The organism is Amycolatopsis sp. TRM77291 (assembly GCF_054166285.1).
In genome coordinates this window covers 1079917-1103319 of sequence record NZ_JBSZHF010000001.1, presented here as the reverse complement: position 1 = coordinate 1103319, position 23403 = coordinate 1079917, and the positions used below count along the sequence as shown (strand labels likewise).

Sequence of the window (23403 nt, the reverse complement as noted above, 5' to 3'; positions counted from 1 at the left end):
TCGTTCTCGATACGAATAGTTCGGTTGGCCATGTCCCATCTCGCGTGACGCCGGACTCGACACTGGAGTGCGGCGGCCGACCCTGTCTCAGGAACACGGCGGACTGTACGGCAGCTCGGCCGACACGAACTTGTCCCACATCTCGCGAGTGAGCGTGTTCCCCGTGACGGCGCAGATGCCGCGCACGGCTTGGAGCACGGTCATGTCCCACAGCCGCACGGTGTGGTCATGGCTGCCGGTGGCGAGAGTGGCGCCATCGGGGCTGAACTCCACCGTGTTGACGTGGGCCTGGTGCCCGGTGAGCGGCTGACCCGACTGTGTCCGGTCGGCTGTCCGCCAGAGCCGCACGGTGTTGTCGGCGCTGCCGCTGGCCACCGTGTGACCATCCGGGCTGAACGCCACCCCCGAGACGGGGTTGGTGTGGCCGGCAAGGGGTTCGCCGAGCGGTGTGGCGTGAGCGGGATCGGTGACGTCCCACAGCCGCACCTGCTCGTCGTCGCTGCCGCTGGCCAATGTCCGCCCATCCGGACTGAACACGACCCGGCGTATGTCGTCCCGGTGCCCTTTGAGGGGTCCGGACAGCAACGTCGGTTTGGCCGGATCGGAAACGTTCCACAACCACACCGCGACGTCGCTGTATTCGGTGCCCGTCGCCAGAGTTCTTCCGTCCGGGCTGAACGCCACCGCCAGGGCGTTGGCGTCCCGTCCGATCACGATCCGGGACAGCAGCACGGGTTTGGCCGGATCGGCGACGTCCCACAACCGCGCGGAGTTCTCGTCCTTCACATCGCCGCCGGTGACCAGGATGCGGCCGTCCGGGCTGAACGCCATCGACCGGACGTCGTCGGCATGCCCGGTGATCGGCGCGCCGATGGGCGTGGGGCCGGCCGGATCGGTGACGTCCCACAGTCGCACGGTCTGGTCGCCGCCGCCGGTGGCCAGCACGCGGCCGTCCGGGCTGAACGCCAAGGCGTTGATGGCGTCCTGGTGGCCGGTGAGCGGACGGCCCAGCTGCCGCCGATCGGCCAGCGTCCACAACCGGACGGTCCGGTCGCCGCCGCCGGTGGCAAGGATGCGCCCGTCCGGGCTGAACGCCAACGCGTCGACTTCGCCCGTATGTCCATTTAGGACAGTGTCGGGTATGTGCCACAGCCTGACCGCCCGGTCGTTACCGGCGGTGGCCAGGACGCGGCCGTCCGGGCTGAACGCCATCGACCGGACGCTGTCGGCATGCCCGGTCAACGGCGCGCCGATGGGCGTGGGGCGGGCCGGATCGGTGACGCCCCACAGCCGCACGGTGCAGTCATCACCGCCGGTGGCCAGCGTCCGCCCGTCAGGACTGAACGCCAGCGACCGGATTGCGCTGGCATGCCCCGTGATCGGCCGGCCCAGCGCCACCGGGCGAGCCCGGTCGGCGACGTCCCACAGCCGAACTGTCCGGTCGTTGCTCGCGCTGGCCAGCGTCCGTCCATCGGGACTGAACGCCACCGAATGGACAGCCCCGGTGTGTCCGGTCAACGGTGGCCCGAAGGGTTTGGCTCGGTCCGGCACGGCGACGTCCCACAGTCGCATTGTCCGGTCATCACCGCTGGTGACCAGAGTCCGGCCGTCAGGACTGAACGCCACGGAGTGGATGGTGTCGGTGTTGTCGGCCACCGGTGGGCCGAGTGCCGTGGGCCGGGCGAGGTCGGTGACGTTCCACAGCCGTACGGTCCGATCGTCGCCCGCGCTGGCCAGCGTCCGCCCGTCAGGACTGAACGCCAACGACCGGATCGTCTTGGTGTGCCCCGTGATCGGCGGGCCGAGCGCCTCAGGGTGGGCTGGGTCGGTGACGTTCCACAGCCGCACCGTGTTGTCGGCGCCGCCAGTGCTCAGAGTGCGTCCGTCCGGGCTGAACGCCAGCGCACGGGTTGCTTCGCCGTGACTGATGGTTTCGTTCAGTAGCACCGGGCGGGCCAGATCGGCGACGTTCCACAACCGCACGAGCCTGTCACCGCTGCCGCTGCCGGTGACCAGCGTTCGCCCATCGGGACTGAACGCCACCACGCTGACGTCCTTGGCGCCCGAGGGCAACGCGGCGGACAGCGGCGCGTTCGCGTCGACGATCAAGTGGGTGCCCGTGTCCGGATCCGCCGGGCGCATGCGGTGGGCGACGAGATCGAGCTGGGCAGCCAGCGACACGTCGATGGTCCGTATCCGGTTCGCCTCGGCGGTGACCTTGTTGAAGATCGCGGCGTCGCGTTGTTCCTGGGCGATGTCGCGTTGCTGGAAGGCGTAGACGGCGGCGCTGGACGCGACAAGGCCGAGAACGGCCAGCATGGTGACCGCGGTTCGACGGACTCCGGCCCGCCGGCTTTCGTGCCGGATCGACGCGCTGAGGAAAGCCGCTCCGAGCGGTGTGAGGGCGGCGCGGTGCTCACTCCTGGACTGCCACCCCCTCGCGGTGGCCAGCCGATCACCGCGATACAGCGATCCGACCGGTTTCCCTTCCCTCTCCCACTGGTCGGCGGCCTCGATCAACTGCTGCCGGATGACCTGATCGTTGCGGCCCGTCTCGATCCAGGCGCCGAGCCGCGGCCACGCCCGCAGCAACACTTCGTGGGAAAGCTCGACGGCGTTGCCGTCCAGCGTGACCAGACGTTTCTCGATCAGCCAGCCGAGCACTGTCTCAGCCGTCCGCGGTGCTTCGAAACCTTTGACAAGGTCGGCCGGATCCGCGCGCCGCCTGGCAGGCGGCGCGTCGTGCCTGACCACGACCAGGTGCATGAGGATGTGCTGGAAGATCATGCGCTGCTCGGCCGTGGAACAACGCGCGTAGGCCTCGTCCGCGGTAGCCACGATCGCGCCTTGGATCCGCCCGGTCCGGTCGTAATCCGCCAAGGTCAGCTTGTCGCCCGTGCGTCGCTGCCAGGTGACGGCCAACGCGTGGGCCAGCAGCGGGAGCCCGCCCGCATCCGTCCCGATCTCGTGCAGGAGGACCTCGACCAGACTCGGCTCGACGTCGACGCCGATCTGCCGAGCCGGCCGCTCGATGGCCGCTCGCAACCCGGCCGGAGTCATCGCCTGGAGGTTGAACTGGCTTGCCGGCAGGAAAGCTGCGAGCTGATCGTCAGCGAGGCAGTGGCCGTAGAAGTCGCCCCGCACCCCGAGAACCGCACGCATCGCGATCAGTGCGGCGATGAAACGCCGCCGCTCGGCCTCGCCGGCGCACAGGGTGAACACCTCTTCGAACTGATCCACCACGATGACAGTCCCGTCAGGCAGCTTGCTCGCCAGCAGGGCAGGATCAGATCCGACCGCTGAGAGCACGCCGTCCACGCTGTCGTCGATGAGCCGCGCGACCTGCTGTGCCAGTGTCTCGCAGGGCTCCTTCGCCGGGGTGAGCAACAGCCATGGGCGTCCACTGCCGGCGACCGCGGTTATCACGCCGGCTCGAAGCAGCGACGACTTGCCGGCACCGGACGGTGCGACGACGAAGACCGGCCCGCCGCGGTGATCGATCTTGTCCATCAACACCGACAGGGTCGCCTCGCGGCCGAAGAACCAACGCCCTTGGTCGGGTTGGAACGCCCGCAGCCCCGGATAGGGGCAGACGTCCTCCGGCCACTCCGCCTGGCTGACGTCGGGCGGGTACGGGTCGTCCGGCAGGCAGATCCACCCCACCGTCTCCGTTTCCTTGACCCGGATGCGTTTGGGCCGATAGCGGGTCTCATCGGCAGCGCTGTGCCAGACCACTTCACGGAACAACCAGTCGGAGGTGATCACCGCGAGCACACCGGCCGACCCGGCGAGGGCGTCCTTCAACGGCGCCGCGTCGAGCAACCGGAACGTGTGGTTGATCGCGACGCCGGTCGCGCCGTGCGCGTCGAGCAGAACCTCCCCGGCGTGCACCGCCATCCTCAGCCGGACCTGTTCGCCGGTCCCGTGGGCCCGGTTGTGCCTGTTCAACGCTTTCACCAAGCGACCGGGCACCTGCTCGACGAACAGCTGCTTCGGGACATCCGCCGGCGCCAGAAGAAGCACGCCGTCACCCCGGTCTTCGTGATGGCAGATGCTCCAATGCGAGCCGAGCGCCTGAGCCAAGGCCGCATAGACGGCGTTGCGCACAGTCCTCTGTTCCGGGTTCTTCCGGCCGCTGAATCGCTCCACGTCCACAACCAGAACCGTGCGATGCAGCGCATCAGGCGACACGAAACCTCCCCGGATCACGCCACTCGGCGAAAGATGCCGCCATGGTCCCCGCAGCCGCACAAAGCCTCAGGGGCTTTCACTCGTTCGCGTGAACCGATTGGCATTCAGCGGGGCGGAGGCCGGAAGCGGGTCAGGTGCTCCTGAACAGCCGGTCCAGCTGCACGTCGATCGCGGCGAGCGCGTCCTGGGGCTCGATCACGTCGAGCTCGATCAGGGAGGTGAAGCCGGTGAGGNCTCCCGAAGCCGTCGCACTCTCCCACGAACTCCAGGAGGCATGGGTCCGCTTCGTCACCACCGGCGACGCCGGCTGGTCCGCCCACCGGCCCGGCGAGCACCTCACCCGCGTCCTGGACACCGAATCGAAGACTCTGCCCTACCCCGAACAGGCATCCCGCCAGATCTGGAAAGGCCACTTCCCCGCCCCGTTCGATCTCCCGTAATCGTCCGGGCCGGCCCCTACGACGGTGACGCTGCCCCGACCCCGGTAGCGGTGGAACCGCGGTAATCGATATGCGAACCCGCAGGCCACCGGACTTGCCGCCGGACCGGGAAGCCGAGCTGTGGCGGCCGGCTGACACGGCACCCGACGATCGAGGTCGTCTGCCCGGACCGCGATCAGTCCTATATCGACAGTGCGAAACCGTTGCGCCGCAAGCGCGTCGGAGATTCACATTTCGACGCCACCCCTGAGCAGGCGGTGCTTGTGCGAGCCACGAAGCGCCGAGTCGGCACAATCGGCGAGCAATCGGGGCAAGACTCAGCGCCCGGTACCAGCACGCCTGCGAGTCGGTACCGGTACCGGACGCTCGTCGAAGGCCTTACAGCGTGGTCGGCTCGACCTCGGCTACCGATCGAATGAACGCGATCATGCGCGAACGCAGACCCTCACTGCGCTCCTTGATGGCGTCCTCGACCGACGAGTCGATGGGTCGGCGCACCGGCTTGCTGCGAATAATCGCCATGCAATCGAGATCAGTGCACAAGTGAAGACCGCGGGCGCTGAGCCGTCGACGCTTGTCCCGGGACGAGCGTTGAGCGGTGAAGAGCGAAACCTCGTTGAACCGGCGACTGGACCGGCACAGGTCGCACATCATCGCGCGCGACGCGAGAAACGCGTGATTCGGGGCCTGGCGCAGAAGCACGCCGAAAGCCTGATCATCGGTCGCGGTGACAAGATAAGCCCGTTTCGGGGCGCGCAGGTCTCGCCATCCGAGGTAGTCGATCTCGTGCCAGGACACGTCGTCGAACCAGGCCGGTAGCCGAACCCTCTTCTCGGCTGGTTCCAGGTTCACGATCGCACCGCGCACCTCGTCTCGGGTCATGGGACGCATGGCGTTCTCCTCGCAAGATCGCACCAGAGGTGCAGGAGTATTGGTATAGGTCATTGGCCCCGAGCGCATCGGCTTTCGATGACGAAGCCCCCTCGGGACGGGCGCAGGAAACCGTCACGGCGTCGGCATACCGGAACACGACATTTTCGGGAAACGGGTTATCGACCACCGTGCGGCCTCGACACACGGGCCGTCATAAATCCGCGACTCGACACGCCGTCACCATTCGACACGGACGCAAGAGTGACAGCACTCCGGATAACCTGGAAATGCCCTCGCGAACGATTCAGCGGCATGCGTTCACACGAACGCGCATAAACGCCGAGAGCTGTACACGTCGGCCAAGAATTGGCACACGTGGAAAGTCCCATCAGGACATGCGGCTTCTCGGTCCGGTGAGATGAACAGAACCGAACGATAGCCGAATCTCATGCCTCTGTACGGATCACCGCCCCAAGCGACTCACACGATCGTGACGCGACTTGACGGCTGTCCGGGACATAATTCACCACTTTCCACCTGAGTCTCGTACACCACGTCGCCCGACATAGAGCCATGGTTCGCAATTGCCTGACGCGACCGCACCAGACCGACCCGGCTCATACGAGGAGACTTCAGGCAGTGTACCGCAGCAGTCAATATCGACGTACAACCTCCGCGCTCGTGGAAATTTGCGCGGAACCGCCATCTTCGCGACATGCGGCGTCTCTCCACCACGACTCGAAGACGAACTCGCCGACCGGCAACGACCGGGTCGTCTGCAGTCAGTGGCAGCCTCACTCAGGCGCATCAACCCCGCCGTCATTGGTCACGGCCCCGAGAGTGCCGCCGACGAGAGGGTTCTGGTCGAGCACAGCGGCAATTCACCCCGCCCGGCGGTCGTCGCGCGCCTTCCTCGTAAGCGACCTGCTGACGTAGACCAGGCCGCCGGCCAGGACCACGATGTCGTCGAAGTACACCGGGTCAGGCAACAAGTCGAACGGGAACACCGTGTAGGCCAGGGAAACCCAGTAGGCGACCTTGGTCGGCACCGGCGTGCCCGGCTGATGGACCTGACGATGCTTCCGCACCAGTTTGACCACAAGGAACAGCGCGACCAAGACGAGGACGATGACCACCACCACGGCCACGACGCCGAGTGTCGTCCACAGAGACTCCATGTGATCCTCTCTCATCAGGTCACGCCGAGGCGGATGCCGAAAGGCGGGCCGCGAAATCGACGGCGCCGTCTCCGGACAGGCGAGGGAGAGCGGCCAGGCGGCCGGCGCAGACCAGCAGCAGCGCGCTCATCGGGCCGCGGACCTCCGGACCCGCGCCGGTGGACCAGGAGATGTCGGTGGCGGTCAGCCGGAACCCGGCCACCTTGCGCGCCGCCGGAAGGGGAGGCGGCCAGCGCATGGACAGCACCCGGTCCGCGGCGACGGCCGCCGCGTCCGGCGGCATCTCGTGGCGGAGGCCGAGGGGGATGGCGATGTCCTGGGCGTGGATGAGGATGTCGGCGAGCGTTTCCAGGTAGGTGACGCCGAGGGTGTGCCGCCGCGAGCCGGCCGTCGCGCGGATCTCGGCGGTGATCCGGGCGGGCGGCAGTTCCGCGGCGCGCCGGCGGGCCGCGTCCTGGATGGTCCGGTCCATGTTGCCGCGCCAGTGGGCCATCGTCGCGATCAGGTCGCGGAGGCCGAGCTGCTGCAACGTCAAGTGCGCGGCGACCTCGCGAACGGTCCAGCCGTCGCACAGCGACGGCCGGCGCCACTGGTCGTCGGACAGGTCGTCGAGCAGGTCCGCCAGGCTGGTCCGCTGGGCGGCGATGACCCGCCAGATCGCGTCGCGGTCCGGCGCCGGTCGCTTGCCGGTCATATCGGGACCTCCTCGGTGCGGGGGCGGACGACGCTCGTCACGAGCGCCGCGATCTGCGGGTAGGGGTCGAACGCCGGGTCCGGGATGGCCAGCTCGTGCAGCACGATCCCGGTCCAGTGGTTGGCGATGATGGGCGCGTCCCGATCGGGATCGGTGGAGCCGGCGGCGCGCAGCCAGTTCATGAACCAGGAGTTGACCCGGGCGCCGGTGGCCAGCAGCTGTGGCCGCAGCGTGGGGTGGATGCCGGCCTCGACGAGGATCGCGTACCGGGCCAGGGTCAGCGTCCGGTTCGGGCCGGTCGCCTCCCGGGCGAGCCCGGCCATCGCCTGCGCCAGCTCCTGCGGGGTGACCGGGTAGTACGTCGTCGCGAGGGCTTCCCAGCTCGCCCGCTCCCGGTGGGACGTGCGTTCCACGACCGCGTTGAGCAAGGCGTCCCGGGTGCGGAAGTGATTGGAGGCCGAGCCGGTGGGCAGCCCGGCGGCGGCGTCGATGGCGCGGTGGGTCAGACCGTGGATGCCACGCTCGCCAAGGACCGAGATCGCGGCGTCGAGGAGTTCGTCACGTCGTGCGGACACCGCCACAAACTACTCCCGCAGTAGAAGTCACTGCAATAGTAGTGTTCGGGACTACTATCGTAGTAACTTTCTGCCGAGGGCTTAGAAGCCGTTGCCGAGGACTTCGTCGACCGCACGGCAAGGACTCGGGGGCACCGGCGAACTGCTCGGAGTGCTGGCCGAAGAGGATCTGGTCCGGGCGAGTCATCTCCACGACCACGACCCAGACAGCGGGGTCATGCTCAGCGGGCACACCAAAGTGAGCGCGCTGATGCGGCGACCGGCAGCCGGTGCCCATCCCGACGGCGACTTGACCGACCTGGCGGCGAAAATGCTGGAGCGACGGCTCCGCTCCGTCCCGGTCGTCGAACACGGCCGCGTGATCGGCGTCATTTCCTGGCAGGATCTTCTCCGTGCCGGGCTCTCCGCACGAAGGAGCCAGGCATGAACACGAGCCCCGGCAACAGCGGATTGTCCATCAGGTAGAGCCGGGGGGGGGGGGGGGGGGGGGGGGGCCCCCCCCCCCCCGCCCCGGCATGAACCCGAGCCCCGGCAACAGCGGATTGTCCATCAGGTAGAGCCGGCGGGCGGCGAGGTGGTTCGCCGCCCGCCACTGAGCGTCCGCTTCGGACAATCAGGCGGAAGTCGGCACCGCGGGAGCACGGAGAACGGTCACCGCGGCTTCTCCGGCCGGACCACCATCACCGGGCACTCCGCGTGGTGCGCGAGCGCCTGGCTGGTCGAACCGAGCAACTGCCCGGTGAACCCGCCCCGCCCCCGGCTTCCCACGACCACCAGCTGCGCCTTGGCGCTCCACTCCAGCAGGGCATGCCGCGGCCGGTCCTCGACGAGGACCCGCTCGACCTTGACGTCCGGGTACTTCTCCTGCCAGCCCGCGAGCCGCTGGGCCAGCAGCCGTCGTTCCTCGTCCTCGATCGACTCCCACCGCACGACGAGCCGGGCCATCCCATAGGAGTCGTCGTAGGTGACGTCACGCCACGCGTGGACAGCGACCAGGTCGGCCCGCCGCCACGCGGCTTCTTCGAAGGCGGCTTCCAGTGCGCGCTCGCTCAGCGGGCTGCCGTCGATTCCCACCACGATCGGTCCCTCCGCCGGATACGCGGTGGTGTTCTTCCGTCCCCGCATGACCACCACGGGGCAGTGAGCGTGCGCGACGACCGCCGACGCCGTCGAACCGATCGTCATCTCCGCGAAGAAGCCCTTCCCGGTGCCGCCGACGACCGCCATCGCCGCCGACTTCGACGCGTCGATCAAGGCGGGGACCGGGGAATCCGCCGGCATTCGCGTGTCCACCTCGACCCCGGGTGCCACCGAACGCGCTTGCGCGACGGCCTCTTCCAGCACTCGTTTGCCCTCGTCGGCGAGTACGTCGTACCAGGGCGTGGGCCCCGCCAAACCGGCTCCGTAGGCCAGCTTGTCGACGTGCAGGGCGTGCACGACGAGCATCTTCAGCAGTCGCTCCTCGGCGACGGCGGCGGCCCACCGGACGGCTGCCCGCCCCGGCTCGGTCCCGTCCACCCCGACGACGATCTTCCGGTCGGCCGCGTTCATCCTTCGTCCTCCTGATAGGTCACTTTCGCTTCCACGACACCGGGAACCGCCTCGGCCAGCAGCTTGGCCACATGACGATCGGTGTCGTTGTCGTAGGCATCGCCGACCCGCACGACGCCGTCGTGCGCCTCGACCGTCCACCGGCCCCGGCCCGCCGTAGATCGACAAGTGATGGCGGACGTCCGCGGCGATCGCCTCGTCGGATCGGGCGAAGGCACGCACGAAGTCGCCTCGTGTCAGGATTCCGACCACCTTCGAACCGTCCACAATGGGCATCGCGCGGATACGCCCGTCGAGCAGCGGGCGACGGTCAGTCCCGGCCTCGGCCGTGCTTCGTGGCCAGTGCCCGAGCGGACGTCGTGCGGGAACCGGTTCCGGATGAGGTCGGCCTCGGTCACGATGCCGATCAGCCGGTCGTCCTCATCGACTACCGGCAACGCGGTGAAACCCCTCTCCGCCAGTAGTTCTGCCGCGTGCTTGGCCGTGGTCCCGGGGGTCACCGTGACGACCGGCGCGGACATCAAATCCCGTGCTCGCATGCTCCTCACTCGCCTTCGGTCAACGCTGGGCGAACGACGGCCACCGGGCATTCCGAATGCGCGACGAGTGCCTGGCTCGTCGAACCGAGCAACATCCCCTGGAACCCGCCACGACCTCGCGACCCGACGACCAGCAGCTGGGCGCGTTCGCCGAAACCGAGCAGGACACGAACCGGGCGACCGCGGGCGATCACCGTCTCCACGCGCAGTTCCGGGAACTTGGCCGGCCACGGCGCCAGCTGTTCGTCGGCCGCTCGCCGCTCCGAGGACTCGACCTCGTCCGGATTCACTGTCAGGGCCGACTCGTGCTCGGCGACCTCGTTCCACACCCTCACGACGATCAGATCCGTGCCACGGAGGGACGCTTCCTCGAAGGCGAAGGCCAAAGCGGCGTCACTCGACTCGGAACCGTCCGTGCCCACGACGACGGGACCGGCCTCCGGTGGAACGTCTTCCGGGCGTTTCCCTCGCGCGACGACGATCGGGCAATGACCGTGCTGCGCCAACGCCACCGCCGTCGATCCGACCAGCAGACCGGTGAAACCGCCCAGCCCGCGGGAACCCAGCACGATCACGGACGCCGCCTGCGACTCCTGGATCAGCGCGGCCACCGGCGCCCATTCGCGCGCCGCGGTTTCCACGACCAGGTCCGGATAACGCTCGGCCACCGCCTCACGGGCCTCCGCGAGCCATCGCGTCCCCTGCGCCTCGAACGCCGACCGGATCGCGTCGGCCGACGGCACCACCCCGGGCATCCTCACCGGCGGAACCACGTACACGTGGACCAGCCGAAGCCGCTTCCCTCTCTTCGCGGCCTCACCCGCCGCCCACACCGCGGCCCGCCGGGACGAGCCCGAACCGTCGATCCCCACTACGACCGCACCTTCAGCCACGCTCGACATGCCCACTCACCTCTCTTGTCCGACCGGGCTCGAGGGCGGCGACTTCGCCCGTCCAAGCCCGCACCGCCGTGGACCTGAGGGCCTCGGCGTGCTCGCCGATGACGTCTCCGGCCGCCGCTACGAGGATCTTCATTTCGCTCTTCCGTCTGGTCACTTCCCAGCTTCGACCAGCGCGATGGCTGGGAGGAGAGACCGAAGTCCCGTCGTGCCGGGCCCACGGTCCCGGGCTGATCAAGGAGGCTGACGGTGGCGTTCGTGTGCCACAGGGGGGGCAGACCATCGCCGACCTCAAGGCCTCGGTGGGAATGCGATGCGCCCGCAGCTGGTTGCCGGTTTCGAGGTTCGAAATTTTCGTGACGGAACCAGTTGGAGGACGTTCACATGGCGCACGAGATCATCAATCCGGCCGGACTGCACGATCCGGTGGGCTTCGGCTACAGCCACATCGCAACCACGGCCGGGGAACTCGTCTTCATCGCCGGCCAGTACGCCTCCGATGGCAGCGGCCAGGTCACGTCCGGCGATTTCGCCGAACAGGTCGAACAATCGTTGGAGAACTTGAAGATCGCGCTCGCGGAGGTGGGGCTCGACTTCAGCCACGTGGTACAGCTCCGCACCTACATCGTCGGACATGACGCCGCCAAACTGGAAACCATCGGCAAGGCCATCGGCCGGATCTGGGGTGCACGGCCACCCACGCAGACGCTCCTCGGCGTGGCGGCGCTGGCCCTGCCCGAGATGCTCTTCGAAGTGGACGCCATCGCCGTCCGCCCATAGTTCTCCGCACGACCCGGCACGCTTTGTGCCGGACAGGAGCGAGATCGGACCAGCCCTCTGTGGCGTGTGACGACGAGGAAGCCGTCCTCAGCGAGGACGCGGCGCAAAGATCAGCGAAATGCTGGGACGGCTTTCTCGGCGGCACAACCCACAGGTTCCCACCCTCCCCAGGTGTCGTAGACCATGGTGTCCAGCGGCAGTCGCACAGACGGGTCGTCGGCGGCGACCGCCTTCATCACCTTTTCCGCGTCCAGCGGCGGTTCGCTGTCGTTCGAGCCCCGCTCCGCCTCAGCCGATCATCGACACCTGCCGCGATGACCCTCGCAACCGATACGAACGGAAACCTCCTCGGCGAAACATCGGTCAACTACATCGCAATCGCCTGGGGTGCCACACCAGCCGAGACATCCTCGTCGAATCGCAGAAACCAGTGTTCACGACGTCGCGGTTCATATCCGCGAGGCGCAAGACACGCCTGACCTGACCTTCCCGCCCTCACCCACACCGAAGAGAATCCCCGGCGAATACTCTTACGAGAGCCCAAAGACAACGGGCTCCGGCGCATCCCGAAACAGACGAAGGTCCCAACCGTGCCGTCGTGCGCAAGCCTGCGACCAGCCCGGACCCTCAACCGACGCGGTACGCACTTTCGATCAACGTGCACTGACGCCGCATCCGGGCGCCGCCTCGGCGGGTCGCGTGCGGCCCGGTTGAGTAGTTCTACCCGTGGCAAGCAGCGAGAAGCAGCGGCAATATCGGTAAGGACCCGCTCCGCCGAGAGCGGCCGACACTGGGGGTTCCATGAAGTTTCCTCGTGCCATCACCACACTCGCCATTGCCACCGGCCTGGCCACCGCGCTGACGCCGACCGCGGCCGCCGAAACCATCGCGACCCTCGACTTCACCGCTGAACAGGGGCGCCCACCCCGTCAGCGACAGAAGCGGTCATTGGACCGCCTCACCGGAGAACGAAGTGCGATTCCGGGAGAACGGCACAACCCTGCGGGTAGACGCCGAGACCGACCACGGATTCGACCACATCGCGCTCGACTTCACCGCACCATCCGGACCCCTGCGAGCTGGAACCTACAGCCACACGGAGGGAGCGCACATCCTGGCCATCTCCAACGGCCTAGGCTGCGCCGACGACTATTCGACATTCACCATCGACCACATCGAACGTGGCACCGACGGACTCGTCGCACTCGACGCGACGTTCGAACAGCGCTGCGGCAGCCCCACCTCACCAGCACTGCACGGTGAGATCCACTACCGGCGCTGAGCCGCAGACGACGGCCGCGACCCACGAAGCCGTGTCGCGGCCATCGTCGTCGAGCCGCCGATCGCGGGCCTGCATCAGGTCCCCTTCGTCCCTAACCGTTTGCCGAGCTGTTCCAGAGCACGTGCCTCGCGGCGGTGATCGCCAATGCTTGATGTCGAATCGCTGGTAGTTCTCGCCTCGCCCACGGGGGACGCGAGGTCCATGCGCCCGGACTCGACGGTGAGGCAACAATGGCGCGCGGCCAGAAGCATCATGACCAAGCACGCAAACCACTAACTCGAACGGGAACACCGCTCCAAGCTAGGCTCGTCGGCGCTCAGCTCCCACAGCATTCCGCTGACAGGTGCCGAAAGAACGGGCCGATACCTCCGCACACGGGGAAGCAAAGCTTGACCGAGCCAAACTCTACGCTGCTCCAGTGTGCGGCCTGCCGGCATCCTTCCGAGGCGAAGTCACATCGACCGCGATACTTGACCGGTCGAAGCCACCAAAGCCGCGCAGCGTGACAGCGAAATGTGCCGACGACGCGCCATCTCCCTCAGCTCGCCACCAGCCCGCTCACGGCTGACACCCCGACCGACCAGAACGGCCTCCGCCCGCTCGACATCACCAACGGGCACGATCGCTTTCCTGCGAAACAACACTACGTTCCTCCGGCAGCACTTCACGACGACTCAAGGGGTCTACCCACGAGCCGCGGACTTCAATCGTGGAACCTGACGACCGCGGCCTCGATTCCCCCGCACGAACAAGAATCCGGCTCATCGGCGTTTGCCGGGACGCCAATGCGGGCACTACCGACCAGTCCCCATCGTGGCCGAAGATTCGTTTCGGCCGCTCCAGGAAAGTGAGTCACCATGATCGTGCTCGGAGTCATCATTCTCGTGATCGGCCTGGTCGTCGACATTCCCGTGCTGACCACCATCGGCGCCGTTCTCGCCGTCGTGGGCGTGGTTCTCGCGATTCTCGGCGGCACGGGACGCAAGGTGGGCGGCCGCGCCCACTGGTTCTGAGCCGCCAGACGTTCCAACCGTCGGCCCCGGTCCACGTTCGACCCGGACCGGGGCCACGGTCTTTCCCCATGACACTTCTTGTTCACCGCACCTGCGAGGACCACGATGCCTGAGCCGACGACGCCGGAACCCGTCCCGGCCGAACTACGGGCCATGGCCGCCGAGGCCGACGCTCTCGCCGAGCGGACCGCGGAAATGGCCGCTCGACTGGAGGCCTCGGGCGACGGGCACTTGCAACGGCTCGCGCAGCCGATGAACAAAGCCACGGACGATCTGGCCGACTACACCGGCGAGATCGCCAGGACCGCCGCATACCTGACCCGCGTCCGAGTGGCCCGCGATCCCCATCTGTGCGACGTTCCCTGGGGCATCTGCCCCACCCACGGCGTCACCCTGCACTCGCTCGGAGACCGGGCTTGGTGCACCACCGCGGACTGCGGCAACTCCTGGAATTACGACCGGCTGCACACCCCCTGCACGGAACCGGCCGCGGCGATCGCCACCGATCGCGACGGGGCGACGGGCTCGCTCTGCTCGGCCCACGCCTCGGACGCCGCACAGCGACTGGACGGATGCAGCATCGAATATCTCGATCACCGGGCGACGAATGGCTGACCGACTTCCCGAGGCCGAAGGCGCATAGTGAACGACGGTCGACCGGCTCCCTGGTCGTGCCGGCTAGGCGGTCCGGCCACCGGCGATAGCGAGAACCAGCACCGCCCCGGCCGCGAAGGCCCCACCGAGCCACATCACCGCGGTGGTCCCGGCCGCGTCCGTGGCCAGCCCGCCGACCAGTGCCCCAGCCGCGATCGCCGCGTTGAACACTCCAGCGAACAGAGCCGACGCCGCTTCACGAGCCTCCGGAGCGGCCACCAGCATCCATGATTGCGAGGCCACCGAGACACCGCCGTACGCCAGGCCCCAGGCCACCAACAGCGCCGCCGCCGGCGGCATGGTCAGGCCCAGGATCGGAACCAGCGCCATCGTCGCCGACAAAGTCACCCCGAGCACCAGCAGGGTCGCCCGCGGCGATCGCGCCGCTCCGGCGCCCGAGGCGAAATTGCCCGCGACCCCGAAGAGCCCGTAGACCAGGAGAAGCGTTCCGATCTGTCCCGCACTCACCCCGGACACCTCTTCCAATACCGGCCGGACATAGGTGTACGCGGCGAAATGTCCGATGACGATCAGCGCCACCACGGTCAGCCCGAGGCGCACCCGCGGCACACCCGCCAGCCGCAGCATCTCGCCCAGCCGGACGGCCCCTTCCCCGGGCAGGGGCGGCAGCGACATCGCCAGCGCGGCCAGTACCACCAGTGAAAGACCACCGGCGCCGAGGAAAGCGGCCCGCCAGCCGACCAATTCCCCGAGGTAGGTGCCCGCCGGCACGCCCAGCACGGACGCCACGGCGATTCCGCTGAAGATCAGCGAGGTCGCGGAGCCGACCGACCGCGGTGGAACCAGCCGCACGGCCAGGCTCGCCGCGATCGCCCACACTCCGCCCATGCCGATCCCGACGAGGACCCGGGCGACCAGCATGACGCTGAACCCGGGCGACCACGCCGCCAGGAGATTCCCTGCCACCAGCAGAGCCATCAATGCGAACAGCACGGCCCGCCGGTCGAGATTCCTGAGCACCGGGATCAGCAGTGGAGCGGAGACGGCGGCGACCAGACCGGTGACCGTGAGCGTCAGGCCCGCCGCGCCTTCGGTGACCCGCAGGTCACGGCTGATCGGGGTCAGCAGACCCACCGGCAGCATTTCCGAGGTGACCACGGTGAAGGTCGCCCCGGCGAGAGAGCTCACCGCCGGCCAGCCGTTTTTCCTCTGTCTGGATTCCTTCAACGCCATGTGTTCCAGGCAACCGTCGTCCGCTGCCGGGAACAACGGCCGATGGCTCATCCTTCTATGAGCGGGATTACTGGATCCACGGGATGGAGGAGACCCGATGAGCGGCCTGGAGATCCGTGAGCTGGAGGCGTTCCTGGTGCTCGCCGAGGAGTTGCACTTCGGCCGGGCAGGCGAACGCCTGTACGTCTCCCAGAGCCGGGTCAGTCAGCTGCTCCGCTCACTGGAGGGACGGATCGGCGCGACGCTCGTCGAGCGCACGAGCCGCAGGGTGGGATTGACACCGCTGGGCGAGAAGTTCCTCGCGGAGCTGCGTCCGGCCTACGAGGCGCTGCGGGCAGCCGTCGAGCACACGCGCGCCGCCGCGCGAGGGATCGGCGGCGTGCTGCGAATCGGTTTCCAGGGCATCATCGACGACCACCTCGCGAACGCCATCGGCGGTTTCGAGAAGCACCACCCGGACTGCGCGGTGGAGCTCACCGAAATCCCCCTGGCCGATCCGTTCGGCTCGCTCCGCCGTCGGGAGATCGATGCCGCGGTGGTGCTGCTTCCGGTGGAAGAGCCGGATCTCGTACTCGGACCGGTTTTCTCTCGTCAACCGCAGATGCTCGCCGTCTCGCCTCGGCATCCGTTCGCCCGCAGAGAGTCCGTCACCGTCGAGGAGCTGGCGGAATGCCCACTGATCGGGATCCGCGGCCCGGCGCCTGAATACTGGCGCCACGCCCAAGCCCCTGAAACCACCCCCGGAGGCCGCCGGATACCGCGCGGACCGACCGTCGGCACACTGCAGGAAGGCATGGGTCTCGCCGCGGCGGGCCAGGGCGGCATGCTGCTGTGCCGCTCGACGGCCGAATACCAAGGACAGCGGGATTCGGTCGTCTTCGTGCCGCTCACCGGACTTCCGGAGTCGGTGCTCGGCGTGGTCTGGAATGCGGACGACGGCGGCCGCGCGCGTGCCTTCGCAGGGGAGATCGCTGTCCGGGCTCGAAGCTGACCTCGACATTGTTCACGCCTGGCGGGCTTTTCCGAAAGTCACTCACGCCGCGTCCTCAAGCGTCTCCCGGCTCCCCCCTTTCCGGGCCGCCCTCATCGAATGGTGTCGCGCGTCACGCGGATACCGCGCATTCGTGGAACGTTCGGGTAGCCGGAAGGATCCGTTCGGGCAAGTTCGCGCAGTGGCACCCGTGGCATCCCGATGCGTCACTATCCTTCCCCCGTTGATCTCCACAGAGGTTTCCGGGTTTGATTGTCGGGGTTGGTCGGTTTGAGTAATCCATTGGTCGCGCCGGTGCAGGATTCGACGACGGCGTATTCCGGTGTGCCGTTGGCCGAGAGTGCGATGGACCTCAAGTCCGCCATCGAGAGCGGTGACTGGGCGTCGGTCGCGATGGGCGCGGTCGGCACCGCGCTCGACGCGCTGTCGATGGCGATGGACCCCTTCGGCTCGATCCTCGCGGCAGGGGTCGGCTGGCTGATCGAACACGTCGGTCCGCTGAAAGAGGCTTTGAACGCCCTGACCGGTGACGCGGATGCGATCGCGGCTCAGGCTCAGACCTGGAGCAATATCGCCAAAGAGCTCGGCGACGTCTCGGTCGAGCTGACCGATCTGGTCAAAAAGGACCTCCAGGAATGGAAAGGCGAGGCCGCCGACGCCTACCGCGAACGCGCCGAGGACGTCTCCGTCCTGCTGACCGCGGCGCAAAAAGGCTCCGAAGGCGCGGGCAGCGGGGTCAAGACCGCCGGCGAGGTGGTCGCCGCGGTCCGCACCCTGGTCCGCGACATCATCGCCGAACTGATCGGTCATCTGATCTCCTGGGCACTGCAGGTCGTGTTCACCCTCGGTATCGGGCTGACCTGGGTGGTCCCGCAGGTCGTCGCCGCGGTGGCCAAGACGGCGTCGAAGATCGCCGGGCTCACCACCAAACTGGTCAAGGCGCTCAAAGCCCTGATGCCCCTGTTGAAACGCGCCGACTCGCTCTTCGACGACGTGGGGAAGGCCTTGAAGGGCCTCAAGGGCGGCGCCGTCAAGCCGTCCGGTAAACCCAAGGACATCGAGAACACCCCGAAATCCGGTTCCCACGACGGCGGAACCTCCGCCTCGAGTGACAACTCCGGACCGTCGAAGAACAACAACGAGCACACCACCCCCTCCGGCGACCGCAACCCGCCACCGAGGAGCGAGACGGATGCCCCGGGTGGCTCGCCGAGGAGCGGCCCCGGCAACGACGGCAACGGCGCACCCGGCGGCAATGGCGGAGGGAAAGGGAAAGCCGACCCCAAATCGAACAACCCCGGCAATCCCCGTGACACGTCGAAGTGCACCCGTGTCGGCGACCCGGTCGACATAGCCACCGGCGATGTCATCGTGGAAGAGCGTGATCTGGAGCTGACCGGGGCACTCGACTTGGTGTTCGACCGCACGCATATTTCGTCCTACCGGGCGGGGAAGTGGTTCGGTCCGAGTTGGGCCTCCACGATCGACCAGCGGCTGGAGCTCGATGGCGACCGGGTCTGTTACTACGCGGCGGACGGCATGGTCCTGGTGTACCCGCACGCCAACGCCGGGGTGCCGGTGCCGCCGGTGGACGGGCCCGGCCTGCTGCTGACCAACGCCGGGAGCGACGGCTATCTCCTGACCGACCCCGTCCGGGACCGGCGACTGCACTTCGGCTCCCTTGGCGACCAAGGCCGCACCGAACTCGCGCTGCGGGCGATCACCGCGTCCGGCGGCGAACGCGTCGACATCGACTACGACCCGCTCGGGGCGCCCCGGCTGATGAGGCACTCGGCCGGCTACCAGGTGGCGCTGGAGACCGGCGTCGGCCGGATCACGGCGATCCGGGTCCTCGATCCCGGACAGCTCGCCGAGGTACAGGTCCGGCGATTCGGCTACGACGAGCGGGGCCGCCTGACCCAGGTGGTCAATTCTTCCGGGGCGCCTTATCTGTACAGCTACGACGCCGACGGCCGGATCACCGGCTGGCGGGATCGGAACGGGGTCTGGTACCGCTACGTCTACGACGCTGAGGGACGCTGCATACGCAGCATTGGAGACCAGGGGTTCCACGACAGCACCTTCGCCTACGACCGCGTGCGGCGGGTCAACACCTACACCGATTCCCTGGGTCACACCAGCGAATACCAGTTGAACGAACAAGGCCAGGTCGTCCGCGCCGTCGACCCGCTCGGCAACGCCACACTGTCCACATGGGACCGCCACGACCAGCTGCTCTCCCGTACCGACCCGCTCGGGCGCACGACCTCGTTCGCCTACGACGAGCGAGGCGGGCTCGAATCCGTGACGCGGCCCGACGGCTCGGTGCTGCGTGTCACGGAGGATGCCGCCGGGCTGACCATCGAGACCGACGCGGCCGATGGCACCGTGCTTTCCCGCTTCTACCCGCGGGACGAGGCGCCGGACCCGTTCACCGAGATGCTCGGCGTCGCGAAACCGCTGACTTCCGAGCAAGCCGCCTGGACGCGAGACGAAGAGGACCCGACACCGACGGACCGGGACATGTTCGGGCGACCGCGTTCGGTGCTCAACCGGTCCGGGCGGAACGTCGCGCTCGGCTGGACGGTCGACGGCCACGAACGGTTACGGGTGCGGCCCTCCGGGGTGCACGAGACACGCGCCTACGACGCGGAGGGCAACGAGGTCGAACACGTCAACGGCGCGGGGCTGACCGAAAGGACGGAATACGGCCCGTTCAATCTGGTGACCGCGACGATCGACCCGTCGGGTGCCAGGACGAACCACACCTACGACACCGAGCTGCGCCCCCTCACGGTCACCAACCCGCTCGGGCAGACTTGGACCTACCGCTACGACCCGGCCGGACGGCTGATCGAGCAGACGGACTTCGACGGACGCACGCTCCGGTTCGGCTACGATGCGGCCGGGCGGCTCGTCCGGTCGTCGAACGGAGCGGGCGAGACGACCGAGTACGTCCACGACGTACTCGGCAACGTCGTCGAACGCCGCTCCCCCGCCGGGACGACCAGGTTCACCTACGACGCGGTCGGCAGGATGACCGCCGCTGTCATGGCCGACGTGGAACTCCGTGTCGTCTACGACGGCGAAGGCAATGTGCTCAGCGAATCCGTGGACGGCAGAACCTTGACCTGCGCCCACGAGGCCGACGGCACCGTGCGGTGGCGCGCACCGTCCGGAGTGGACAGTGTGTGGAGGTTCGACGGGAGCGGACGGCCCGTGTCGCTCGTCATCGCCGGCCACACCGTGCGCTTCGAACACGACACCGGCGGCCGGGAGGTCGCCCGCACCGTCGATGGTGGCGCCACGCTCACGCAGGTCTTCGACATCGACGAGAACCTGGCGGGCCAGTCGGTGCTCGCCGCGGGGATGCCGCCGCGGCACCGCCGGTTCACCTACCGGCAGGACGGGCTGCTCACCAGGATCGACGACGACGTGGCCGGGCAGACCCGGCTCGTGCTCGACGCCACCGGACGGGTGGTCGAGACGCATAGCGCCGCCGGCACCGAGATCTTCCGGTACGACGCGAACGGAAACGTGCTGGAGACCCGTGAAGCCGGCTTCGTGCCGAGTGCGGGCCCGCGCCGCTACGTGAACAACCGGCTGATCTCCGCGGGCGCCGTCTTCTTCGAGCACGACCTCCAGGGCCGGGTGATCACCCGGAACGAGGGCGGCCGGGTCTGGCAATACCGTTGGGACGGCCAGGACCGGCTGCTCGCGGTCGTGACCCCCGAAGGCGACCAGTGGCGGTACCGGTACGACCCGATCGGCCGCCGGATCGCCAAGCAGCGTGTGGTCACCTCGGCCACGGGGGCACTCGTGGTCGCCGAGTCCTACGAGTTCACTTGGAGCGGCGCGCTGCTGGTGGAGCAGGTCCACGTGGACGTGGCGGGCAACCGGCGCGTCACGATCTGGGCCTACCATCCCGATGACGACCGGCCGGTCGTCCAGCTCGAACGGTCGGCGACGCTGCACGAGCGGTTCTTCGCGATCGTCACCGACCTGATCGGCAGGCCGACCGAGCTCGTCGACGCGACGGGATCGCCGGTGTGGCGCGGGAACGCGGGTCTCTGGGGCCGGGAGGCCGATCAGGCCGCGACTCCGCTCCGGTTCCCTGGACAGTACGCCGACGCTGAATCGGGGCTTCATTACAACGTCTTCCGTTACTACGACCCGTCGACCGGCCGTTACCTGAGCCAGGACCCGCTCGGGCTCGGTCCGGCTCCGAACCCGGCGGCCTACGTCGACAACCCGTTGGCGTACCGCGACCCGCTGGGTCTCGTGTGCGACAAGAAGGGCAAGGGCAAGGGGAAGAAGACGAACGACCAGCCCGGTGGCGGCGACAACGCGGGCAACATCCCCGGTGGCGGCAAGGGCAAGGGCAAGAACGAGAACACGCAAACCAGCGGTTCCTCCGGCAAGGGCGACACGCACTCGTTCGGCAAGCACGACGGCGTCGAGGTGCAGGTCGATTCACACCAGGGCAAGCACCAGGCGGGCAATACGAGCTTCGGCATGAAGTACACCGGCGGCTCCGGGACGAAGTTCCCGCCCACCGTCGACGACAAGTGGCACAAGGAGTATTTCTCCAAGGAGGTCGCGAAGTACTCGAACGACCCCCAGCACGCCAAGCACGGCACCGAAGGCAAGAACCCTGGCTCGATCGACCAAGGCATCGACTCGAAGAAGAAGGATCTCGACTCGAGGCAAGACAGGGTCGACGAACTCGAGTCGGAACTCCATGCGAAGAAGGCGGCCGTCAAGAACGCCCCGGAGCAGGACAGGCCCGCGCTCATCGAAGAGGGAAAACAACTCAACAAAGAGTACAAACAGGCCCAGGCCGATCGTGACAAGGCACAAGCCGACTACGACTCGGCCAAAGCGGACCGCGAAAGCTACGACGGCAACCGGAAGTCGATCCAGTACGACAAGGCCGCGAAACCCGATGGTGTCCAGTACGACATGACCTCCCACTGGAAACCGGACGGAAACGGCGGTGGCAACTGGGTCACGACCTACCACTGCAATCCGGACGTCCCCAAGGGCGGGGACCCGAAAGTCGACTGGTGGACACCGCACGGCAAGGACATCGCGAAGAAGCACGGGCTCTGACCTCGCCGCCGGCTGGTCACCGGCTCCGCTGTGCGGTCTGGAAGCCGAACGTGAACCGGCACAGTCGCTGTGGGTTCTCGCCGTTCGTGTCTGGTCGATCTTGGCGACGCCGTCGGTGTCCAGCACGGCCTTGATGTCGGCGACCGGGGCACGCGCGGTCGTACCGGCACCGATCAGCGTGGCCGAGGCGGGACCCGAGGGTGCCTTCGGTGGGATGCGGCCGCGGTGGTACGCAACCGCAACGGAGCGAGGTGGCCCGGCGCTGGGCGGAAGCCGGTGCACCAGATGACGCGTCCGCGGGCCCCACAGGCGTACGTAGACCTCGAGCGGCAAGCAGCGCGCCTGGCGTTGACGCCACCGGCGACGACGCCGTGGCCTAGCCGCCGGCAGTCGCGGGAGGCTTCGATCCGATCCCGGCGAAGACCGCCTCGATCACGCGGTCGACGTAGTCGTGGGTCAGCGGTTGCCGGGCGATCAAGACCTGGAAATAGAAGGGGCCGGACAGCGATACTGGCCTTCATGACTCCAGCGAACCGCCCGGACAAAGTCCACTTGAGGGCGTTCACCGAGGCCGACCTCGCCTTTCTCGACCGCCTCTGCACGGATCCCGATGCGCTCGGCGAGTTCGAGTGGCCCGGATTCGGTGATCCGAGGGCACGCCGCAAGCGATGGGAGATCGACGGGTATATCTCCGCCGAGTCCGCGGCGGTCGCGATCGCGCGGGCCGACGACACGGCTATCGGCATCGTCTCCTGGAAGCCCCGCGGCTTCCCCTCGGGTGTCACCTACGAGATCGGCGTGGGGGTGCTACCCGAGCATCGTGGACAGGGGGTGGGCACGGTGGCGCAGAGGCTGCTCGTGGACTACCTGTTCGGCCGCACGACCGCGAACAGAATCGAAGCCCTCACCAATGGCGGTAACCTCGGCGAGCAGAAAGCCCTCGAACGCCTCGGGTTCCGCCGGGAAGGGGTCATGCGCGGCAGGTCCTTCCAACACGGCGAGTATGTCGATGTGCTCGTCTACGGTCTGCTCCGCTCACAGCATCGTCCCGGAACGCCATGAGCACTCCTCCCAACCTGTTCAGAGTGAGGTTTGAAGAGGCTCACTGATTCATTAGGCCGGTGGTTGAGGTCGTTCCGCGGCCGCGGAATGACCTCAACCACCGGCCTAATGACTGCTCGGCTTAGCCGATTCCATTCGTTCATATAGGCGCGGCGACACTTCTGAAGCGGAACGTATTCCGCACGTCGACCCCAAGGTCACGGGCCCAGTATTCCAGCCGAAGAAAGCACAGGTCGGGATTGCCGATGTTGTCCTCCGCTAATTGTTGCGAACGGACGTATCGCTGCCACACGAGGTGCCGAGTCTCGCTCGGTGGAGCGATAAATTCCTGGCTTTGCCACCGCCCCAAAAACTCGAATTTCACAGTCATTGTAA

Annotated in this window: 18 protein-coding genes; 8 read left to right on the top strand and 10 right to left on the bottom strand. The window is 67.7% G+C overall.

The genetic code is table 11. From position 1 onward, the window contains the following. Positions 1–87: 87 nt before the first annotated feature. From ACXIZN_RS05265 to ACXIZN_RS05245, 5 genes are all read right to left on the bottom strand, one after another. On the bottom strand, positions 88–4155 hold the full coding sequence (locus tag ACXIZN_RS05265) for an nSTAND1 domain-containing NTPase (protein WP_457952840.1): 4068 nt from the start codon (positions 4153–4155) through the stop codon (positions 88–90). Between the two features lie 854 nt (positions 4156–5009). After that, positions 5010–5522 carry an FBP domain-containing protein gene (locus tag ACXIZN_RS05260; RefSeq protein WP_457952839.1) on the bottom strand — a complete coding sequence of 171 codons (513 nt, stop codon included), beginning with the start codon at positions 5520–5522 and terminating at the stop codon, positions 5010–5012. Positions 5523–6385: 863 nt separating this feature from the next. Then, positions 6386–6682, bottom strand: coding sequence for a YkvA family protein (locus ACXIZN_RS05255; RefSeq protein ID WP_457952838.1), 297 nt, complete (start codon positions 6680–6682; stop codon positions 6386–6388). 19 nt (positions 6683–6701) lie between these two features. Then, a complete protein-coding gene (locus ACXIZN_RS05250) occupies positions 6702–7376 on the bottom strand; it encodes a maleylpyruvate isomerase family mycothiol-dependent enzyme (RefSeq protein ID WP_457952837.1) in 675 nt (224 codons plus the stop codon). Beyond that, positions 7373–7951, bottom strand: coding sequence for a TetR/AcrR family transcriptional regulator (locus tag ACXIZN_RS05245; protein ID WP_457952835.1), 579 nt, complete (start codon positions 7949–7951; stop codon positions 7373–7375). Before ACXIZN_RS05245 ends, ACXIZN_RS05250 begins: the two co-directional genes overlap by 4 nt. Positions 7952–8042: 91 nt before the next feature. On the opposite strand from ACXIZN_RS05245, the gene ACXIZN_RS05240 reads away from it, so the two are divergent. After that, entirely contained in the window at positions 8043–8378 is a 336-nt protein-coding gene (locus ACXIZN_RS05240; protein ID WP_457952834.1) for a CBS domain-containing protein, read from the top strand. A 224-nt stretch (positions 8379–8602) separates the two neighbouring features. On the opposite strand, the gene ACXIZN_RS05235 is transcribed toward ACXIZN_RS05240, so the two are convergent. From ACXIZN_RS05235 to ACXIZN_RS05220, 4 genes are read right to left on the bottom strand one after another with little or no spacing between them, the layout of a single operon-like run. Next, entirely contained in the window at positions 8603–9502 is a 900-nt protein-coding gene (locus ACXIZN_RS05235) for a universal stress protein (RefSeq protein ID WP_457952832.1), read from the bottom strand. After that, a complete protein-coding gene (locus ACXIZN_RS05230) occupies positions 9499–9720 on the bottom strand; it encodes a hypothetical protein (RefSeq protein ID WP_457952831.1) in 222 nt (73 codons plus the stop codon). The genes ACXIZN_RS05235 and ACXIZN_RS05230 overlap by 4 nt, the downstream gene beginning before the upstream one ends. Positions 9721–9738: 18 nt before the next feature. After that, positions 9739–10041: a CBS domain-containing protein gene (locus ACXIZN_RS05225; RefSeq protein WP_457952830.1), complete on the bottom strand. Its 303-nt coding sequence runs from the start codon at positions 10039–10041 to the stop codon at positions 9739–9741. A 5-nt stretch (positions 10042–10046) separates the two neighbouring features. Next, the gene (locus ACXIZN_RS05220; RefSeq protein WP_457952829.1) at positions 10047–10943 is read right to left on the bottom strand and encodes a universal stress protein; all 897 of its coding nucleotides are present in this window, start codon (positions 10941–10943) and stop codon (positions 10047–10049) included. A 381-nt stretch (positions 10944–11324) separates the two neighbouring features. On the opposite strand from ACXIZN_RS05220, the gene ACXIZN_RS05215 reads away from it, so the two are divergent. The 4 genes from ACXIZN_RS05215 to ACXIZN_RS05200 all read left to right on the top strand — a co-directional run bounded on the left by ACXIZN_RS05215 (position 11325) and on the right by ACXIZN_RS05200 (position 14630). Continuing rightward, a complete protein-coding gene (locus tag ACXIZN_RS05215) occupies positions 11325–11720 on the top strand; it encodes a RidA family protein (RefSeq protein WP_457952827.1) in 396 nt (131 codons plus the stop codon). A 973-nt stretch (positions 11721–12693) separates the two neighbouring features. Next, positions 12694–13002, top strand: coding sequence for a hypothetical protein (locus ACXIZN_RS05210; RefSeq protein WP_457952826.1), 309 nt, complete (start codon positions 12694–12696; stop codon positions 13000–13002). Between the two features lie 857 nt (positions 13003–13859). After that, entirely contained in the window at positions 13860–14015 is a 156-nt protein-coding gene (locus ACXIZN_RS05205) for a hypothetical protein (RefSeq protein WP_457952825.1), read from the top strand. A 105-nt stretch (positions 14016–14120) separates the two neighbouring features. Next, positions 14121–14630 (top strand): hypothetical protein, encoded by a 510-nt coding sequence (locus ACXIZN_RS05200; protein ID WP_457952824.1) that lies wholly within the window; start codon positions 14121–14123, stop codon positions 14628–14630. 63 nt (positions 14631–14693) lie between these two features. On the opposite strand, the gene ACXIZN_RS05195 is transcribed toward ACXIZN_RS05200, so the two are convergent. Beyond that, on the bottom strand, positions 14694–15818 hold the full coding sequence (locus ACXIZN_RS05195; protein ID WP_457952823.1) for an MFS transporter: 1125 nt from the start codon (positions 15816–15818) through the stop codon (positions 14694–14696). Between the two features lie 142 nt (positions 15819–15960). Here ACXIZN_RS05195 and ACXIZN_RS05190 point away from each other — a divergent pair, with 142 nt between their 5' ends. The 3 genes from ACXIZN_RS05190 (at position 15961) to ACXIZN_RS05180 (ending at position 23028) form a co-directional block, all read left to right on the top strand. Then, a complete protein-coding gene (locus ACXIZN_RS05190; protein ID WP_457952822.1) occupies positions 15961–16854 on the top strand; it encodes a LysR family transcriptional regulator in 894 nt (297 codons plus the stop codon). A gap of 270 nt (positions 16855–17124) precedes the next feature. After that, positions 17125–21966, top strand: a complete 4842-nt coding sequence (locus tag ACXIZN_RS05185) for an RHS repeat-associated core domain-containing protein (protein ID WP_457952820.1) — start codon at positions 17125–17127, stop codon at positions 21964–21966. A 552-nt stretch (positions 21967–22518) separates the two neighbouring features. Further along, complete coding sequence (locus ACXIZN_RS05180) at positions 22519–23028, top strand: GNAT family N-acetyltransferase (protein ID WP_457952819.1); 510 nt, start codon at positions 22519–22521, stop codon at positions 23026–23028. The last annotated feature ends 375 nt before the right edge of the window (positions 23029–23403 follow it).

Bases quoted from the DNA above. Each gene is read 5' to 3' on its own strand.
- ACXIZN_RS05260 (WP_457952839.1), bottom strand. From the start codon at position 5,522: ATGCGTCCCATGACCCGAGACGAGGTGCGCGGTGCGATCGTGAACCTG.
- ACXIZN_RS05255 (WP_457952838.1), bottom strand. From the start codon at position 6,682: ATGGAGTCTCTGTGGACGACACTCGGCGTCGTGGCCGTGGTGGTGGTC.
- ACXIZN_RS05250 (WP_457952837.1), bottom strand. From the start codon at position 7,376: ATGACCGGCAAGCGACCGGCGCCGGACCGCGACGCGATCTGGCGGGTC.
- ACXIZN_RS05235 (WP_457952832.1), bottom strand. From the start codon at position 9,502: ATGAACGCGGCCGACCGGAAGATCGTCGTCGGGGTGGACGGGACCGAG.
- ACXIZN_RS05225 (WP_457952830.1), bottom strand. From the start codon at position 10,041: ATGCGAGCACGGGATTTGATGTCCGCGCCGGTCGTCACGGTGACCCCC.
- ACXIZN_RS05220 (WP_457952829.1), bottom strand. From the start codon at position 10,943: ATGTCGAGCGTGGCTGAAGGTGCGGTCGTAGTGGGGATCGACGGTTCG.
- ACXIZN_RS05215 (WP_457952827.1), top strand. From the start codon at position 11,325: ATGGCGCACGAGATCATCAATCCGGCCGGACTGCACGATCCGGTGGGC.
- ACXIZN_RS05205 (WP_457952825.1), top strand. From the start codon at position 13,860: ATGATCGTGCTCGGAGTCATCATTCTCGTGATCGGCCTGGTCGTCGAC.
- ACXIZN_RS05200 (WP_457952824.1), top strand. From the start codon at position 14,121: ATGCCTGAGCCGACGACGCCGGAACCCGTCCCGGCCGAACTACGGGCC.
- ACXIZN_RS05190 (WP_457952822.1), top strand. From the start codon at position 15,961: ATGAGCGGCCTGGAGATCCGTGAGCTGGAGGCGTTCCTGGTGCTCGCC.